Raw genomic sequence first — 16,446 nt, forward strand, 5'->3', positions numbered from 1 at the left:
AGCCACGATGGCGAGAACTCCACGAGGCCCAACTCAGCAACCGGGATCACGGTGAACTCGTCGAACTCGACGGCGGCCACTACCTCCACTGGACCCAGTCGACAACCATCGCCCAGAAGCTCACGCAGTTCCTCGACTCCGTCGCGGTAGCCCGGTGAACTCCATCATCATGGGCGGCGCCTCGGAACCCCGATCCGCGCTAGCGAGCTTCGCCCTGGAGTGGAAGCCTGCGGACGCTGTCGAATTGGCGCATTCCCCCGTCGATGGGATCGCTGAACCGCACCTGGCTGGCCAGGAGTTGCAGCGGGGTGGTGAAATCGTGCACCGGGACATCCTGAACCACCGGGTACAGCGGGTCGCCGATAATCGGAACGCCGAGGCCGAGCATATGCATCCGCAACTGGTGGGTGCGCCCGGTGCGGGGCGTCAGCCGGTAGATCGCCGTATCGGCTGACAGCACGGATTCCCGTTCGATCAACGACTCGGCGTTGGCCGGAGCGCCCCGCACCACCTCGGCCTGCATCCGGCCGCGATGCTTGATGAGGTGGTTGCGTACGGTGGCCGGGAGGTCGAGGTCCGGCCGATGCGGGGCAAGCGCATGGTAGGTCTTTCCCACCTCCCCACGTTGGAACATCGTCTGGTAGGCTCCCCGCCAACGCTTCTCGGTGGCGAGGATCAGCAGCCCCGACGTCACCCGGTCCAGGCGATGCAGTGGCGACAGTTCGGGCAGGCCCAAATCGGCGCGCAGGCGCACCACCACACTCTGTTGCACATGCCGGCCGCGCGGGATCGTCGAGAGGAAGGCCGGTTTGTCGATCACGACGATCCGCTCATCGCGGTGGACGATATGAATCTGCCCGGGCACGAATGTCTCGCTGGAAAGGTCTCGATGAAACCAGACGAAGGTGTGCGGTCGGTATACGTCGCCCCCGTCTGCCGGTGTTCCATCCTCGTAGACAAATCGTTCCTCGGCCAGAAAGGCGGGCACGTCGATGAACTCCGAGAGCTTCGCGCCGATCCAATCACCCATCGTCGGCCAGGGAAACGGCTGCGCGCTGTCAAAATCCGGGGTGCGTATCCAGGCGGCATCCAGTCCCAGTCGTTGCGGCAGCGGAGAACGTGGAGGCACCACCTGATCGTACGTGCCGTCGGCGATGCCCACTCGCTGGCCGGCCGGCTCCTAGCGCGCGCTGACCTTGCCCATGAGGCCGGCGATCGGCGCCAGCACCAGCGGCCGGGCGGCCGCCCAGCCCGCGGCGATCACGATCAGCGACCCGGCGAAGATCCAGAAGCCCACCCAGTTGCCCGCGTCCTGGCCGCCGTACATGTGGTTGAGGTTGCGTAGGGCGCCGGTCGAGATCACGAGCACCACGTGCACGAAGATGAACAGGACGAAATACAGCATCACCGGGAAATGCACGGCCCGCGCCCACTCAACCGGGTAGGCCCTGGTGAGCGCCTTGGCCCTGCTCGGCCAGAGACCGGACATGCGCACGCCCGTGATGGCGGCCAGCGGCGCGGCGATGAACACCGTCGTGAAGTAGGCGAGCTGCTGCAGCGCGTTGTAGTTGACCCAGCCGTTCTCGACCGGCCAGTCGAGCGAGAGGTACTGCAGGGCCGCAGACAGCGCGTTCGGGAACACGTCCCAACTCGTCGGCACGATGCGCATCCACTGACCGGTGACGAACAACAGCACGACAAAGGCCAGTCCGTTCACCAGCCACAGGATGTCGAGCGACTGGTGGAACCACAGCGTCAGGCTGATTTTGCCCCTGCTGCCGTTCTTCGGCGTCCAGAATGCGTTCGGCCGCTTCTCGGATCGCACCTGCAGGCCCGAGCGGATGATCAGCACCATCAGGAACACGTTGAAGAAGTGTTGCCAGCCGAGCCACGCGGGAAACCCGACCGGGGCGCCCCCTGGCAACTGGTACTCGCCGGGGTATGTGGTGAGGAAATCCTGCATGATGTCGAGGTCGAGGAACCAGCGCACACCGAGCACGAGCAGCGCGGCGAGCACGATCAGCCATCCGCTGCCCAGGGCGACCCCGACCATCCACTGCCGTCGCGTGAAGCGGCCGAGGCCCTTCTCGCCCGTGGCGGGTGTGGGCTGGGCAGGTGTGTGGGGGGCAGGTGTATGGGGGGCAGGGGTGTGCGGGGCGGTTGTAGCGGCTGCCGCAGGCGGGAGCGTCTCGACGACGACGGGCCGTGCGGCCGGAACCTCCACGACGACGGGTGCGGCGACGACGGGTTCACGCACGACAGGAGTCGCCACCGCCTCGGTGGCGGGCGCTGGCGCGGGAGCCTGCCCCGCGCTGCCGGCGGGGACGAAACCGACGGGAGGCCACGGGTCTCCCCCGGCGACGCGTGGGAGGCCGCGGCGCAGCGTGGCGCCGGCGCCGGCAACCGCGGCGGCGGCCGGGGCAGCGGGTGCCACGGTCGGGTCAGCGGGAACCGCCGGCGCCACCAGAACCTCGGCGGGTGCGACCTTCGCCGCCATGACGGACGCAGTGGTCGCGACCGGGTACTGGGAACTGGTCCCGGCGACGGATGCGGCGGGCCACCGATCACCACCGGCCACCCGGGGCAGGCCGCGGCGGATCGACGTGGCCACGGGTTGAGCCGCCGGAGCCGCAACCCCAGCCGCAACCACGGGCGAGGATGCAGGCGGAGGATCGGCCACGACGACTGGAACCACCTCGGGAGTGGTCCCCACCGGCACCGAGGCGAACGCCACGGCATCCGTGGCCAACGAGTCGACACCCGGGGCCGGGGCGTCGCCGGCGGGAGGCCATGGCTCCCCGCCGGGCCGGCGCGGCAGCCCGCGGCGGAGTGCCTGCGTGTACGTTGCCATGGCTAGGCCTTCCGCGCCTCGAGGGCGGCGATCAGCTGCGGCACCACGGTGAAAACGTCGCCGACGACCCCGTAGTCTGCGATGCCGAAGATCGGGGCGTCGGCGTCGGTGTTGATCGCGACGATCGTCTTGGCGGTCTGCATGCCGGCACGGTGTTGGATCGCGCCCGAGATGCCGAGCGCGACGTAGAGCTGTGGCGAAACCGAGACACCGGTCTGGCCGACCTGGTGCGCCTGGGGAATGAAGCCGGCGTCGACCGCGGCGCGGGACGCGCCGATCGCGGCGCCGAGCACATCGGCGAGTTGCTCCACCAGCGCGAACTGCTCCTCGGAGCCAAGCCCGCGGCCGCCGGAGACGACCTTGGCGGCGCCCCGGAGTTCGGGCCGGGTCGACGTCACGACGGTGGCGTCGATCGCGCCGGCGACGGCGGACTTGCGCCCGGAAGCCGGTACGTCCAGCGGTACCACTCTCGGGGAGGCGACGGCCACCGCCCGTGCGTCGATGGAGCCCTGCCGGATCGTGATCACCGGTGCGCCGAACGTGACTGCGGCGTTGACGTTGTACGCCCCGCCATAGACGGAGTGCTGCGAGGTGACGCCCTCGGCGTCGCGGGCCACCCCGACGGCGTCCACGGCGATGGCCGAGCGGGTGCGCGCGGCGAAGCGGCCGGCGACCTCCCGGCCCTCGATGGAGTGCGACACCAGGATCGCGTCGGGCCGCAGCAGTTCAGCGGCCGCGGCCAGGGCGTCGACGGCGGCAACGGTGAAGCCCTCACCGGGAGACGCGACGAGCACGGATGCCGCGCCGAGTGCCGCTGCGGCATCCGCGAGACCGTCGGCAGTAGACACCACGAGGGCGATGGGCGTTCCGACACCGGAGGCGGCGCCGAGCAGCCCGGCCGCGGACGAGGCGAGCGCCCCATCGGCGGTGACGTCGAGCAGGACGAGAATCGGGTCAGTTGCACTAGTCATAACAGTCACCCTTATGCGAGCCGGTTCTGGACGAGGAACTCCGCGAGCTTCTCGCCCGCGGCCCCGTCGTCGATGATTGTGACCCCCGCGGCGCGCGGGGGTTTTTCTGCGAGGCCGATCATGATGGAGCGCGCCCAGCTGGGGTCGGCCGCATCGATGCCGAGGTCGCTGAGCGACAGGGTCTCGAACGGCTTCTTCTTGGCCGCCATGATGCCCTTGAAGGTCGAGAAGCGGGCATCCGGCAGCGCCTCGGTGATTGAGATCACGGCGGGAAGTGCCGCGGACAGCTGCACGGTCGCGCCGTCGGACGCACGCGACCCGGAGACCTCGGTTTCGCTGATCGTCACGGCGTTGAGGTTCGTGGCTCCCGGCACGTCGAGCAGTTCCGCGAGCATCCCGGGCAGCACGCCGCCCGACCCGTCCGTGGACTGGTTGCCGGCGATCACCAGGTCGAAGCCGATGCGCTTCACGGCCGCCGCGAGCACCTCGGCTGTCAGGCCCAGGTCCGCGCCGACCAGCGCCTCGTCGACGACCTGGACAGCGGATGCCGCGCCGATGGCGAGGCCCTTCCGCACCACCGCCGCTGCACCAGCGGGCACCATCGACACCAACACGACCTCGGTGCCGGGGTTCGTGTCGGCGTAGGAGAGCGCGACCTCGAGCGCCCGCTCGCCGACCTCGTCCAGCACGGACTCGCCGGCGACGCGGTCAGCGAGACCGGTCTCGAGGTTCAGCGTGCGGTCACCGTAGGTGTCCGGCACGACCTTGGCCACAACAACGATCTTCACTTCATTCTCCCTTTTACGCGAAACCGATGCGGCCGGGGGCTGCCCGTCGCGCCCGCACCCCGCTTGTCCACGGTCGTCATGCTTTGATCTCGTAGTGCTCGATCTCGGCGCGCACCGTCACCCATTGGGTCTCGGTGAACGCCTCGATGTTGGCGGTGGGGCCGCCGAAGCGAGCGCCGTTGCCCGACGCGCCCACGCCGCCGAACGGCGCATTGGCCTCATCGCCGACGGTCTGCTCGTTGATGTGCACCTTGCCACTCTCGACGCGGTCGGCGACGGTGAGGGCGGTGCCGACATCGCCCAGGATGCCCACGGCCAGCCCGTACTCGCTCGAATTGACGATCTCGACCGCCTCGTCGATGGAGCCATAGGCGAGTACCGGCGCGACGGGGCCGAATATCTCCTCGTGCCAGGCGGGCATCGCGGCCGTCATGCCGCTGAGCACGGTCGGACGGAAGAAACGCCCATCGGAGGTGCCGCCCGCTGCGACCGTGGCGCCTGCGGCGACGGTGTCGGCCACGAGTGCGGCCACGCCGGCGAGCTGGCGGTCATCGATGATGGGGCCGAGCTGTACGCCGTCCTCGCGGAAGGGGTCGCCGACACGCAGCGAGTCCGCGATGCGGGCGAGTTCGGCGACGTACTCGTCGTATTGCGAGACGTGCACCAGATGGCGCCCGGTGGTCTGGCAGATCTGGCCCTGGTGCATGAACGAGCCGAAGGCGCCGGCGGCAGCTGCCTTGGTGATGTCAGCGCCGGGCAGCACGATGATGGCGTTGTTGCCACCGAGTTCGAGGTGTGCGCGTTTCATCTGGCGGGCCGCCGCCTCGCCGACGAAGCGGCCTGCGGCGGTCGACCCCGTGAATGAGATGATGCGCACCTCGTGGGCGCCCACGACCGCTGCGCCGACCTCTGCGCCGCCCGGCAGGGTCTGCAGCACGCCGGCGGGCAGCCCCGCCTCCTCGAAGACACGCTGGATCGCCACGCCGCCGCACACGGAGGTGCGCGGGTCCGGCTTCAGCAGCACCGCGTTGCCGAGGGCGAGCGCGGGGGCGACGGAGCGGATAGCGAGGGTCAGCGGGTAGTTGAACGGCGCGATCACGGCCACGACACCGGCGGGAACCCGGCGAGCGATCGACCAGCGCGGCTTGTTGCTCTGCAGGACCTCGCCGTGCGGGTGGGTGGGTAGCGCCGAGGCCTCCCGGCACTCCCCCATGGCGGCGAGGACCTCGCTGCCGGCCTTGGTCCACGTGCCGCCCGACTCGCGCACTATCCAGGCCGTGATCTCTTCGGCGTCACGCTCGAAGATGTCGGCGGCCCGGCGCAGCACCGCCGCGCGCGCCGACGGCGTCACGGCCGCCCAGGCCCGCTGGGCGACGGCCGCGCGGGCGGCCGAGGCGGCCACCTGCTCGACCGACGCCGCGCCGAGCTCCCCGAGGACCTCGCCCGTCGCGGCTTCGCGCACGGTCAGCGGTGCGCCGTCGCCGGGCAGCCATTCGCCCGCGGCGATATTGCCCGTCCAGGTCTGGGCATCAAGCAGCGCCATGTCGTCTCCTACCTGTTCTTCCACTCGGGGGCGCGCTTCTCGATGAAAGCGCGCACACCCTCTGCACGGTCTTCGCTGGTGTACGGGTTCGGGCCCACGTTGAGCCTCAGCGCCGACGCGACCGGCAGGCCCCAGCTCTTGGTGGCCATCTCCTTGTAGCGTCGCAACGACACCGGCGAGTTCGCGATGATCGTGTCGAGGTAGGCCTGCACCTCGGTCTCGAACGCCTCGCGGGGAACGACCTGGTTGATCAGGCCGAGCTGTTTGGCCTCTTCGACGGGCACCATGCGCGCCGTGTAGAGCATGTCCATCGCGATCGCGCGCGGGATCAGCAGCGGCAGCACGACAGAGCCGAAGTTCGCGCCCATGCCGCGCTTGGCTTCGGTGAGCCCGATGGTTGCGCCCTCGACGGCGATGCGGATGTCGCTGGCCAGCACGATCTCGCAGCCCCCGGCCAGCGCGTGCCCGTTGATCGCGGCGATGACCGGCTTGTAGGTCTCGAGCATCACCTCCAGCAGCGCCCGGTACATGCCCGTCATCGGGGTGTGCACCTGGCGGCCGGCCTGGGCGATGTCATTCATCTCTTTCATGTCGCCGCCGGCGCAGAACGCCTTGTCGCCGGCGCCGGTGATCACGATGGCCCAGACCTCCGGGTCTTCACCGGCCTCGACGAAGGCCTCGGTCAGGGCGCGGACGGTGTTGCGGCTCATCGCGTTCCTGCGCTCGGGCCGGTTGATCGTGATCCACGCGGCGCGGCCCTTCACCTCGTAGAGCACCTCGCCTGCGGCGCCAGGGGTCAGGCCGTCGTTCGATGCGTCACTCACAGTTGCGCTCCTTCGTTCCCGGTCTCGATGATGCCCGCGGCACGCAGCGCGCCAATCCGGTCCTCGCCGAAACCGACGCTGGCCAGTACCGGCGCAGTGTCGGCGCCGAGCGCCGGCGGGGCGAGCCGGTGCTGGAGGTACTCGCCGTCGAAGGTGATCGGCGTGTTCACCACGGTCACATCGCCGAGCTGCGCGTGCTCGACCGTGCCGAGCTGGCCGACCGCCACGACCTGCGGGTCCACCAGCACACGGTCGAGCGTGTTGACCGCCGAGTGCGGCACGCTCGCCGCGTCGAGGCGGGCGAGCAGCTCATCCATGGTGAACCGGGAGGTCGCCGCGCCGAGCTTGGCATTGACCACATTGCGGTTCTTCACCCGTGCCATGTTGTCGGCGAACTCGGGCTCGTCCTTCAGCTGGGGTGCCTCGATTGCCTCGAGCAGGCGATAGAACGCCTCGTTGTTGCCGACGGAAAGGAACACATGGCCGTCGGATGCCGGGAACGCACCGTTGGGCACGTTGCCGCGGAACCCGGAGCCGAGGCGCTCCGGCACGGCTCCGCCGGCGGCGACGCTCATCAACGGGGTGCCCACCCAGGCCAGTGCCGTCTGGAGGAGCGACACCTGGATGTGGGTGCCGACACCGCTCCGCTCTCGGCTGCGCAGGGCGTCGAAGACGCCGAGGGAAAGCCACATGCCGGTGCCCATGTCCATCATCGACAGCGGCACACGGGCGGGCGGGCCGTCGTCGGAGCCGGTCATCGCAACGATGCCGGAGTAGGCCTGCAACATGGCGTCGTAGGCGGGCTGGTCGCGGCGTGGCCCGGTGTGGCCGTATCCGCTCATCTCGACGTAGATCAGCCGGGGGTTGAGCTGCTGCAGGCGCTCCCAGGTGAACCCTGCCGCGGCGAGAGCGCCGGGGCGAAGATTCTGGACCAGCACGTCGGCCGAGGCGATCAGTTCGTCGAGCGCCTCCTTGCCCCGCTCGTCCTTGTAGTTGAGCACGACCGACTTCTTGTTGCGGTTCAGCGACAGGAATGTGACCGAGATGCCGTGGGTGAGCGGGGCCCAGTTCCTGGCCTCGTCGCCGCCGCCGAGTCGCTCGACCTTGATCACCTCTGCGCCGAAGTCACCGAGGATCTGGCAGCCGAAGGGAACGGCGACGCTGGTGCCGATCTCGATGACCCGGATACCGGAAAGCGAACCTTCGCGACTCATGCGCTCTCTCCTTCTTCCGCGGCGAACCGCGCCTCATATTCATCGCGCACGGCCGAGGTGACCGGATCGCGCCACGGCGACAGTGCGCCCGCGTAGACCGAGGCGTCCCGGCGGAAGTGCGAGGCCTCCTCGAACGTCTCGACGAACGGCATGTCCATCGCGTAGACGTCATGCCCGGTCGGCCGGGGTCCGGCCGCGGTGACCTTCGACCACAGTTCGTGGCCGACGACCTCTTCGGCGATGACTCCGGCCTCGATCAGGGCCTTCAGGTTGATCCCGGTCGGGACGCCCTCGGATTCCAACAGGTGGGCGAAGTCTTCCGTCGGGATCATCCGCGTCGCTCGGCCGTTGCCGCAGTACGGGCATCCACCCATTCCGCCGATGGCGGTGTCGATCAGGATGTGGTGGCGCTCGTCGAGCTCCTGCATGGCGGTGTATGCCGAGAGCATGGCCATGCCGCGGGCATCGTGGAGGTGCAGGTGGAAGTCGTGCACCTCGGGCCAGGTGGCCAGCACGCGCCGCATCATGGAACGCATGGCGGCAGGGGTGTTCCAACTCATCGGGTCACCGATGTGGATACGGGTGACGGGGATCCCCGCGGCCGTCCATGCGTCGTACTGCAGCTGCAGCAGTCGGATCCGCTCGTCTTCCGCGAACTCGCCGAGCCAGTTCGAGCCCCAGGCAGCGTTGACGCTGATCTCGGCGCGGGTCACGCCGGCCGCCTTGGCGGCGTCGACGATGCGCGGCACCGAGTCGATCTCTCCCTGCTGGCTGCGGTTGATGTTGCGCTTGACGAAGACGTCGCAGAGGTGGATCTTGCTGCGACCGAGCATCGGGTCGGGCAGGGTGAGCTTGTGCGCGTAGGCCTCGCGCCTTTCTGCGCCCCGCGGGTTCAGTACGATCGCGGTGTACTGCACACCGGGCTCGGGGGTGAAGCCGTCGATGACCTCCTCGACGTTGGCCATCTGCGGCGTCCACTTCGGGCTGACGAACGCGCCGACGATGATGCGCTTCAGGCCGGTCTTCGACAGGGCATCGAGCAACCGCACCTTTTCCGCGGCGGGGATGTCGGCGCTTTCGATCTGCATGCCTTCACGCATCCCCTCCTCCTGGATGGAGATGCTGGGCTTTCCTCTGGTCATAGCAGGGTCCTCTTCTGGATTGTCGACGTGAATGCCGCGCCGGGCTCGGCGGTGATGGCGGTGAAAACGCGCTCGGCGTCCTGGCCGAGGTATCCCCCGGCCACACAGCAGTCGATGAACTTGGCGTGCAGTTCGGCGTCCGTCAACGGATCCGATGCCTGCCCGTGCGTGACGTCGACGCGGGAGGAGCGGGTGGTGCCATCCGCGAAGGTGATCTCGACAACCGTATATCCGGTGCTGAACGTGGCAGGCCCGAACGGCGGCACCGGGCTCTCGCCGATGACGACTGAGCGCATCAGATCCTGCACCGACGGGTCTTCGAAAGCCTCGTCGGTGAAGTCGGCGAGGGTTACGGGTCCGCGCAGATAGGCCGCGGCGAGGGTGTACTCGAGGCTGAACTTGGCCTGCGTCGGAGTGGTCGGCGGTGCGGAGCGCAGCGGGCGGGTGCCCCGCGGGTGCAGGGTGGCACGGATCTGCACCGGTGACACGGACGGGCCGGCGGCGCGCAGCTCCAGGATGGCATCGATGCCGCGGTGGGTGCCGTAACAGCTGGGGTAGCGCTTGAGTCCCCAGTTCGCCACCCAGGCATCGCCCCAGTAGTCGAGGCGCTCGGCGAGGGTCTCAGCGGCATCCCCGACCGGAGCGGCGTCCGGGTCACCGTAGCGTTCGAGGAACCCGCTGGGCGCCTCCAGCTCTTCGGGGTTCGCGGTGAATCCCGCCTCGGCCAGCTCGAGCGCCATCACGCCGTCGCGGGCGGCGGCCCCGGCGTGCAGCGGCTTGGTCATCGAGCCGAAGTTGGGCCGGCTGCCCGCGGCCAGCGATGAGGCGATGCCGAGTGCGTGGCGCGCCGTCTCGACGTCGGCACCCACGAGGCGCACCAGGGCGGCGACGGTGGCGAGGCGGCCGACGGTGGAGGTCGTGTGCCAGCCGCGTGCGTAGTGGACGTGCTGCGGCAACAGCTCGGACACCGCACGGAACACGGCTGCCCCCACGTTGTATGCGGCGATGAACCGACCGGAGGAGGTGCCCCGGGCCTCGGCGACGGCCACCAGCGCGGGCATCAGGACCGCGCTCGGATGCAGCGGCATCGACGGTGACACGTCGTCGAAGTCGAGCAGGTGTGCCGCCGTGCCGTTGACCAGCGCCGCCACCGACGAAGAGGCGGTCCCGCCGGAGGTCCACACCGTCGACACACCGGTGGAGGCCTCCTGCCCCGCCCACGCCCGCAGGATGCGCTCGCCGTCGGAGCCGGCCGCGCCGAGGGCGACGGCGACGGTGTCCAGCAGCGCGCGCGTGACAGCGGCGGAGTGGTCATCGGCCTCCGAGAGCCCCCCGACCGCGAACAGGGCGAGCGCCTCGGTGACGCCGACGTCGATGGTTGCGTCAGTCACGGTGATCAGAAGGACTTCGGCATGCCGAGCGTGCCGTGGGCGATGCCAGCGAGCACGATGTTGTTGCTGATGGGCGCGGTCGAGGGCAGGCGCGCCTCACGGAACTTGCGCTCGATGCCGTACTCCTCGGCGGCCGCGTAGCCGCCGAAGGTGTCGAATGCGGCGTTGGCCGCCTGCCACAGCGCCTGCGACGCGAGCAGCTTGGCACCGTTCACTTCGAAGCGCGGGTTCTCGCCGGCCGCGTACATCTCGGCGGCGCGCCAGCGCATGAGCGACGCGGCTTGCAGGTTGGCATAGGCCTGGGCGATGGGAAACTGCACGCCCTGGTTCTGCCCGATCTTGCGACCGAAGACCTCGCGCTCGTTCGCGTATTCCACAGCTCGGCCCAGCAGGTAGAAGCCGGCCCCGATGTACTCGCTGGTCACGATCACTCGCTCAGAGTTCATGCCGGAGATGATGACCTTGAAGCCCTTGTCCTCGTCGCCGATGCGGTTGGCCACTGGCACGCGCAGGTTGCGGATGGCGAGCTCGTTGGTCTCGTGGTTCACCATCGTGCGGATCGGTGTCGCCACGATCGTGCCGTCTGCGATGGCCGTGCGCAGGTCAACGAGCAGCACGGTGAAGCCGTCGGTGGGCTTGGCGGCGTCCTCGAGCTTGGTCGTGCGGGTCAGGAGCAGCAGCAGGTCGGAGTGCTGGATGCGCGAGATGAAGATCTTGTTGCCGTTGACGACGTAGTCGTCGCCGTCGCGTACCGCGTAAGTGGTGATGCGGGTGGTGTCGCTGCCGGCGTCGGGTTCCGTGACGCCGAACGACTGCAGGCGCAGTTCGCCCGATGCGATCTTGGGCAGCCATTCGGCCTTCTGCTCTGGCGAACCATGACGCAGGATCGCGCCCATCGTGTACATGCCGGCGCGGGCGGCTCCGGCGTGGGCGCCACGGCGTTCGAGCTGTTCGAGCACGACAGCGGCGTCCCGGATGTCGGCCCCGCCTCCGCCGAATTCCTCGGGGATCAGCATGCTCATCCAGCTGCCCTCGTAGAGGGCGTTCACGAATTCTTCGGGGTAGGCGTTCTCGGCGTCGAGTTTGCGCCAGTACTCGTTGTCGAACGGCTGGCACAGGTCGTCGATCGCGTCGCGGATCGCAAGCTGCTCGTCAGTGAGGCTGAACGCCGATGACTCGATGTGGTCTGCCATGGGAATCTCCTTTGAAGTGTTGTGTCAAGAGAACTCGACGTCCGCCGGATTGCGAAGGCCGGATCTCACGTGGTGGAATTCAGTTGTCCCAGTTCATGCCGGCGAGGAGCTCGCGCACGTTGCCGGCCGCTGGGATCGCGCCGATCACACCGCGGAGTGCTCCCGCGGTGTCGCCGCTGAGGCCGCGGACGTTGAGGTCGAATTTGAGCTGCACCTGCTCGGCGGCGAGGGGCCGGTCGACTGTTCCGAGGTTGGCGAGCACGCGCTCCTCGATGACGGAGCCGTCGGTGAGGAAGACGCGGGCGAAGGTCGGCAGCGCCTGCGGGTAGCGTGCCTCGACCTCGGCATCCGGCAGGTACCAGACGCGCTCGGCGATCCTCCGCACCAGCGGGTCGTCGATGGCCTCCTGGGTGAAGTCGTCGAGGGAGAGCCCGAGGCCGGTACCGCCCCGCCAGGCCATCGCGAAGGTCAGCGGACCGCTGAACTGGGCGTGGTAGGGGGTCTCCGGGTTGATCTTGGCTTCGCGCGGTTCGGCGATCGTGCGGGTGACCGCCATCGGCACCGACAGTTCGATCCGCTCGATCGCGTCGACGTCGATGCCGCGCTGGGCAAGGCGCATCGCCGCGTCGATGCCGGTGTGCGTGAAAACGTTCGTGGGGTATGGCTTGACGAAGCAGCGGTCGAGTTCCCACTCGTCGCCGAGCCCCTCGAGGAAGGCGTCACCGATCGGGTGCAGTCCGGTGAACGCGTTGAAGAAGCCGAACCGTCCTTCCAGAACGCTGTCGGGGGCGGTGACACCCTGGCGGGCGAACTGGGCGGCGGTCACGCCGGCGTGGGCGGCCCAGCCGCAGTGGATGCGCTTCACTGAGCCGCCGTTGCGGTTCGCCTCGAGGATGCCGCTGCCCATGCTTGCCGCGATGCCGATCGCATGACGGGTGACCACCGCATCGAGGCCGAGGGCGACGGACGCTGCGACCGCCGAGCCGATGGCGCCGCAGATCGAGGTGGCGTGCAGCCCGCGCTCGAAGAACACGTTGTTGCCCAGCTCCGGGTCGTCCGCCCCGTTGCCGAGCCTGATCGCTATCTCGTTGCCCGCGGCGACGGCCGCCAGGAGCGTGCGTCCGGATGCGCCTGACACCTCAGCGGCGGCGATGGCCGCCGGCACAGCCGAGGCGCTGGGGTGCAGGATCGAGGGCAGGTGGGTGTCGTCGAAGTCGAGGGCGTGCGCGGCTGTGCCGTTGACGAGCGCCGCGACCGGCGCAGGCATCCGGTCGGTGAACCCGAACAGGGTGGACTGCGTGTTGCCGCCCCACTCACGGGCGAGCGCGACAGCAGCCTGGACCGGCCCGGTAGCGATCGCCGCGATCGAGATGCCGATCGTGTCGGTGATGCGGCCGAGGGAGTCGGCGGCGATGCGGTCGGGCAGCTCGGCTGCGGTGCGGGTGGCGAACTCGGCGAGCCGGGCGCTGAGGGTGGTTGTGTCGGTCATGCGGTCACCTCGAAGATGGCGAGCGGGCGCACCGGTGACCCGGTGGCGCCCAGCAGGGGCAGGGGGGAGATGACGAAGTCGAAGACGAGGCCGCCGTGGGCGGCGAGCGGCTCGAGGTTGAGCATCTCGATGATCGGGATCCCGTTCTCAACCAACATGATCTTGTGCACGGGGAGGCGGGCGTGCCCCTCCCCCGCCGGGATGTGCTCGAACGCTGTGGTGTCGCTGCCGACGAAGCGTGGCCGGTGCGCGGCGAGCCACGTGCCGCCTTCGGCATCCGGCCCTGGCACCCCCGAGTCGTGCCCCACGAAGCTCGCGCCCTGCTCCCAGAGCTGGGCCCAGCCGGTGCGCACAAGCAGCGCGGCGCCCGTCGGGATCGATTCCTCGCCGCCGGGCAGCAGCGCCGCGGCCGCGGAGAGATCGGCCGAGCTGATCGGATGGCCGCCGGGCAGCCGCGGAACCCCGAGGGCACGGGGAACGTCGAGCAGGAAGCCGGGCACCAGGGCAGGAGCGATCTGCTCGGCGCCGTGTGAGGCGAACCGGCCGGAGCGCTGTGCATCGTCGGCGCTCACGCCACCGTGCAGCAGGCCGTCTGCGCTGATGTGGGCGAGCGCGTCGACGTGGGTCCCGGTGTGGGTGCCGAGCACGAGCAGGTCGTTGGCGCCGGAGGTGCCGTCCACGCGCACGGCGTCGCCGTGCCGGCGCATGAGCGCGTGCTTGTAGCCGGGATGGCTCGGGGAGGTGGGGATCGCGGCGTGCAGCACGTGGCCGAGGTCGACGATCTCGAGGCGGGTGCCGTTGGAGCGAATTCCGCCGAACACGCCAGTGGCCGCGCCGCCGCTCATCGCAGGCCCCGCGCCGCGAGGGCCGAGATGGTCTCGGCCTGGCGAATGACGGGCGCGTCGATGAACGAGCCGTCTGCCAGCGTGGCGACGCCGCTGCCGGCGGACTTCATGCCCTGGGCGCGTTCCAGAACCGATTCGGCCCAGTCGACGTCTGCGGAGGCTGGCAGGAAAGTGGAGCGCACGATGTCCACCTGGTCCGGATGGATGCAGCTGCGGCCCAGGAACCCGAGGGCGCGCTGGCGTTCACAGTCGGCGGCGAGGCCGTCGAGGTCGGTCACGTTGACGAACGCACTCGCGAGCGGCGACGGCAGTCCGGCCGCGCGGGCCGCCAGCACCACGCTCTGTCGCGCGAGAACCAGCCCGTCGTCGTGACTGGTGCCGCGGGGCAGCCCGAGGTCGGCGCGCAGGTCTGCCTCACCGAGCATGAGCGAGTGCACGCCGGGCACGGCGGCGATCTGGTGGGCGTCCCGGATGGCGCGGGCAGTTTCCAGCTGGCAGATGAGGCGGCGGTCGATGCCCCAATGGGACGTCGCTGCGGCCGCCATTTCGGCGTCCACCGCGCTGTCGACCTTGGCCACGCGCACCGCGAGGATCACCCCGGAGAGCACGAGCGGCGTGACCGCGGCCACATCCAGCTCGAAGTCGGGTGACGACGGCGGGTTCACCCGAACAACAGTCGGCACGCCGAGGCCGGCGCCGAGCGCATCGGCGAGGCCCGCACGGGCTTCGGCGCGCCCGGCCGGGTGCACGGCATCTTCGAGGTCGATGACGACGCCGTCGGCAATCGCCGCCGCCTTCGCGAAGCGGTCGGGGCGGGTGGCCGGAACGTACAGCCAGGCCAGGGCCAGTTCCCAGGGGGCGGGCATCAGACGGCGCCCGTCTCGCGCAGGCCTGCGATCTGCTCGGCGCTGTAGCCCAGCTCGCCCAGCACCTCCTGGGTGTCTGCGCCGTGTGCGCGCCCGGTGTGCCGGATTGTTCCGGGTGTGTCGGACATGCGGAACAGGATGTTCTGCATCTTCACCGGTCCGAGGTCGGGGTCATCGACCGTGGCGATGGCACCGATGTGGTTCAGCTGCTCGTCGGCGATCACCTGCGACATATCGTAGACCGGCGCTATGGCGGCCTCGGCCCTCTCGAACTCGTCGATGACCTCGTCCATCGTACGTTCGGCGATCCAGGCGGCCACGGCACCGTCGATCTCATCGGCGCGCTGTGCCCGCTCCAGTCCGGAGCCGAACCAGGGTTGCGCGGCAATGTCGCCGCGGCCCACCAGGCGCATGACGCGCTCGGCGATCGACGTCGAACTCGACGAGATGGCGACCCAGCGCTTGTCCCTGGTGAGGTAGGTGTTGCGCGGGGCGTTGTTCTCAGAGCGGTTGCCGGCGCGCTGCGTGATGTGGCCGAGCTGGTCGTAGGCCAGCAGTTGCGGGCCCAGCATGGTCAGGATCGGCTCGATGATGGCGAGGTCGACGACCTGGCCGGCGCCGGTGCGGGAGCGTGAGTGCAGCGCCGTCAGCGTCGCGATCGCGGCGGCGAGGCCGGCGATGTTGTCGGCGAGGGCGAGCGGCGGCAGTGTGGGCGGCCCGTCCGGCTGGCCGGTCGAGAACGCGAAACCACTCATCGCCTCGGCGAGCGTGCCGTAGGCGGGGCGGCGGGCCATCGGCCCGGTCTGGCCGAAGCCCGTCACGCGGACCAGGATCAGTCGCGGGTTCACCGCCTTCAGCGTCTCGTAGTCGAGGCCCCATTTCTCGAGTGTGCCCGGACGAAAATTCTCAATGACGATGTCGGCTTCGCGCACCAGCGCCAGGAAGATGTCCTTGCCGTCGGGGTGTGAGAGGTTCAGCGTGACGGTGCGCTTGTTGCGGGCGAGCATGAGCCACCAGAGACCCGTGCCGTTCTTGCTTTTGCCGTGCGTGCGGGCACCGTCTGGGCGGGTGGGGTGCTCGATCTTCAGGACGTCGGCGCCGAAGTCGGCGAAAATCGTCGCGGCACTCGGGCCGGCGAACAGCGTGGCGATGTCGATGACCTTGAGATCGTCGAAGGGGCCGCTGCGCGTGACTGGCTGGGTGCTGGCCGGTGTCGCGCCTGCAGGGGGGATGTTGGTCAACGTGGACTCCAGACTCTCGAACGTTCCGGTCAGCGTAAGCCGGGCTTGCTGTCCACGGAACGTGCCCTATCACTGGCTGATAGAGGTG

14 protein-coding genes are annotated in these 16,446 nt (G+C 69.4%); all 14 read right to left on the reverse strand.

Annotation, left to right across the window (positions count from 1 at the left end; genetic code table 11):
* Positions 1 to 199: 199 nt before the first annotated feature.
* The 14 genes from AB4Y94_RS16900 to AB4Y94_RS16965 all read right to left on the reverse strand — a co-directional run bounded on the left by AB4Y94_RS16900 (position 200) and on the right by AB4Y94_RS16965 (position 16,358).
* Positions 200 to 1,162 (reverse strand): pseudouridine synthase, encoded by a 963-nt coding sequence (locus AB4Y94_RS16900; protein ID WP_441729178.1) that lies wholly within the window; start codon positions 1,160 to 1,162, stop codon positions 200 to 202.
* Positions 1,163 to 1,180: 18 nt separating this feature from the next.
* Positions 1,181 to 2,851, reverse strand: coding sequence for a cytochrome b/b6 domain-containing protein (locus AB4Y94_RS16905; RefSeq protein WP_441729179.1), 1,671 nt, complete (start codon positions 2,849 to 2,851; stop codon positions 1,181 to 1,183).
* 2 nt (positions 2,852 to 2,853) lie between these two features.
* Positions 2,854 to 3,822 (reverse strand): electron transfer flavoprotein subunit alpha/FixB family protein, encoded by a 969-nt coding sequence (locus AB4Y94_RS16910; protein ID WP_441729180.1) that lies wholly within the window; start codon positions 3,820 to 3,822, stop codon positions 2,854 to 2,856.
* Between the two features lie 11 nt (positions 3,823 to 3,833).
* Positions 3,834 to 4,610: an electron transfer flavoprotein subunit beta/FixA family protein gene (locus tag AB4Y94_RS16915; RefSeq protein WP_441729181.1), complete on the reverse strand. Its 777-nt coding sequence runs from the start codon at positions 4,608 to 4,610 to the stop codon at positions 3,834 to 3,836.
* A 76-nt stretch (positions 4,611 to 4,686) separates the two neighbouring features.
* Positions 4,687 to 6,153 carry an aldehyde dehydrogenase family protein gene (locus tag AB4Y94_RS16920; RefSeq protein WP_441729182.1) on the reverse strand — a complete coding sequence of 489 codons (1,467 nt, stop codon included), beginning with the start codon at positions 6,151 to 6,153 and terminating at the stop codon, positions 4,687 to 4,689.
* 8 nt (positions 6,154 to 6,161) lie between these two features.
* Positions 6,162 to 6,977 (reverse strand): enoyl-CoA hydratase/isomerase family protein, encoded by an 816-nt coding sequence (locus AB4Y94_RS16925; RefSeq protein ID WP_441729183.1) that lies wholly within the window; start codon positions 6,975 to 6,977, stop codon positions 6,162 to 6,164.
* The gene (locus tag AB4Y94_RS16930) at positions 6,974 to 8,191 is read right to left on the reverse strand and encodes a CaiB/BaiF CoA transferase family protein (RefSeq protein ID WP_441729184.1); all 1,218 of its coding nucleotides are present in this window, start codon (positions 8,189 to 8,191) and stop codon (positions 6,974 to 6,976) included. The genes AB4Y94_RS16925 and AB4Y94_RS16930 overlap by 4 nt, the downstream gene beginning before the upstream one ends.
* A complete protein-coding gene (locus AB4Y94_RS16935; RefSeq protein ID WP_441729185.1) occupies positions 8,188 to 9,333 on the reverse strand; it encodes a citramalate synthase in 1,146 nt (381 codons plus the stop codon). Before AB4Y94_RS16935 ends, AB4Y94_RS16930 begins: the two co-directional genes overlap by 4 nt.
* Entirely contained in the window at positions 9,330 to 10,724 is a 1,395-nt protein-coding gene (locus AB4Y94_RS16940; RefSeq protein WP_441729186.1) for an MmgE/PrpD family protein, read from the reverse strand. The genes AB4Y94_RS16935 and AB4Y94_RS16940 overlap by 4 nt, the downstream gene beginning before the upstream one ends.
* Positions 10,725 to 10,729: 5 nt before the next feature.
* Positions 10,730 to 11,917, reverse strand: a complete 1,188-nt coding sequence (locus tag AB4Y94_RS16945) for an acyl-CoA dehydrogenase family protein (RefSeq protein ID WP_441729188.1) — start codon at positions 11,915 to 11,917, stop codon at positions 10,730 to 10,732.
* A gap of 79 nt (positions 11,918 to 11,996) precedes the next feature.
* Positions 11,997 to 13,406 (reverse strand): MmgE/PrpD family protein, encoded by a 1,410-nt coding sequence (locus AB4Y94_RS16950; RefSeq protein ID WP_441729189.1) that lies wholly within the window; start codon positions 13,404 to 13,406, stop codon positions 11,997 to 11,999.
* Entirely contained in the window at positions 13,403 to 14,251 is an 849-nt protein-coding gene (locus AB4Y94_RS16955; RefSeq protein ID WP_441729190.1) for a cyclase family protein, read from the reverse strand. The genes AB4Y94_RS16950 and AB4Y94_RS16955 overlap by 4 nt, the downstream gene beginning before the upstream one ends.
* Positions 14,248 to 15,117 carry an HpcH/HpaI aldolase/citrate lyase family protein gene (locus AB4Y94_RS16960; protein ID WP_441729191.1) on the reverse strand — a complete coding sequence of 290 codons (870 nt, stop codon included), beginning with the start codon at positions 15,115 to 15,117 and terminating at the stop codon, positions 14,248 to 14,250. The genes AB4Y94_RS16955 and AB4Y94_RS16960 overlap by 4 nt, the downstream gene beginning before the upstream one ends.
* Positions 15,117 to 16,358, reverse strand: coding sequence for a CaiB/BaiF CoA transferase family protein (locus tag AB4Y94_RS16965; RefSeq protein WP_441729192.1), 1,242 nt, complete (start codon positions 16,356 to 16,358; stop codon positions 15,117 to 15,119). Before AB4Y94_RS16965 ends, AB4Y94_RS16960 begins: the two co-directional genes overlap by 1 nt.
* Positions 16,359 to 16,446: the final 88 nt, after the last annotated feature.

The sequence above is a fragment of the Glaciibacter sp. 2TAF33 genome (assembly GCF_052114945.1).
GTDB lineage: Bacteria > Actinomycetota > Actinomycetes > Actinomycetales > Microbacteriaceae > Cryobacterium.